The organism is Streptomyces sp. BE303, assembly GCF_036290945.1.
Lineage (GTDB): Bacteria > Actinomycetota > Actinomycetes > Streptomycetales > Streptomycetaceae > Kitasatospora.
This window is the reverse complement of the sequence record NZ_JAQYWZ010000066.1, coordinates 1-1096: the sequence shown is the minus strand read 5'-3', so window position 1 is coordinate 1096 and position 1096 is coordinate 1. Positions and strand designations below refer to the sequence as shown.

The window sequence follows — 1096 nt, the reverse complement described above, 5'->3', positions numbered from 1 at the left end:
GCTAGCTGTATTGATCACGAGCGTTGTTGACAGTGGTCGGGCTTGATCAAACGTAAAGACCTCCGGTGTGGTGGAGCTGTCTAGGACTGCACCGCACCGGAGGTCTTCGTGTCCCACCGTAACGCCCGCCTGACCGTGCACGGCAGGCGGCTCCTGATCGAACGCGTCCGGGCAGGACGCCCGGTCGCGCACATAGCCGCCGAGATGGGGATCTCCCGCACCACCGCCCACAAGTGGGTCCGCAGGTGGCGCGCAGAGGGCGACGCGGGCCTGCACGACCGGTCCAGTCGCCCCCGTACCACCCCGCACCGCACCCCGGACACGATCGAGGCCGAGGTCTGCCGGCTGCGGCAGGAACGCAAGCTCGGCCCCGCCCGGCTCGGGCCGATCCTCGGCATACCGACCTCGACGGTCCACCGGATCCTGACCCGCCACGGCATGAACCGGCTGCGGTGGATGGACCGGCCCACCGGCCAGGTCATCCGCCGCTACGAGCGCGAACGCCCCGGCGAGCTGGTCCACGTCGACATCAAGAAGCTCGGCAACATCCCCGACGGCGGCGGCCACCGCGTCATGGACCGGCAGGCCGGCGAGAGCAACCGGTACGCCACCACCGGCCTGAGAACTCCGAGCGGGACACCGAAGATCGGCTACAGCTACGTCCACAGCGCCGTCGACGACCACACCCGCCTGGCCTACAGCGAGATCCTGCCCGACGAACGCAAGGAGACCGCCACCGCGTTCTGGCACCGCGCCGAGCAGTTCTTCACCGCCCTCGGCATCACCGTCGAACGCGTCCTGACCGACAACGGCGCCTGCTACAAGTCACACCTGTGGCGCGACACACTCGCCGCATCCGGCATCGCCCACAAACGCACTCGCCCCTACCGACCCCAGACCAACGGCAAGGTCGAGCGCTTCAACCGCACCCTGCTCGACGAATGGGCCTACCAACGCCCCTACACCAGCAACCAGGAACGAACCGAAGCGCTCCCCGACTTCCTGCACGCCTACAACTACCATCGCTGCCACACCGCACTCGGAGGCCAACCCCCGATCACGCGTGTCAACAATCCTGCGGGTCAATACAGCTAGC

At 67.7% G+C, this 1096-nt stretch carries 1 protein-coding gene; it reads left to right on the top strand.

Translation table 11 applies throughout. The features are described 5' to 3' along the window. Positions 1-108 precede the first annotated feature (108 nt). Positions 109-1095: an IS481 family transposase gene (locus PUR56_RS00245; RefSeq protein ID WP_329947340.1), complete on the top strand. Its 987-nt coding sequence runs from the start codon at positions 109-111 to the stop codon at positions 1093-1095. Position 1096 lies beyond the last annotated feature (1 nt).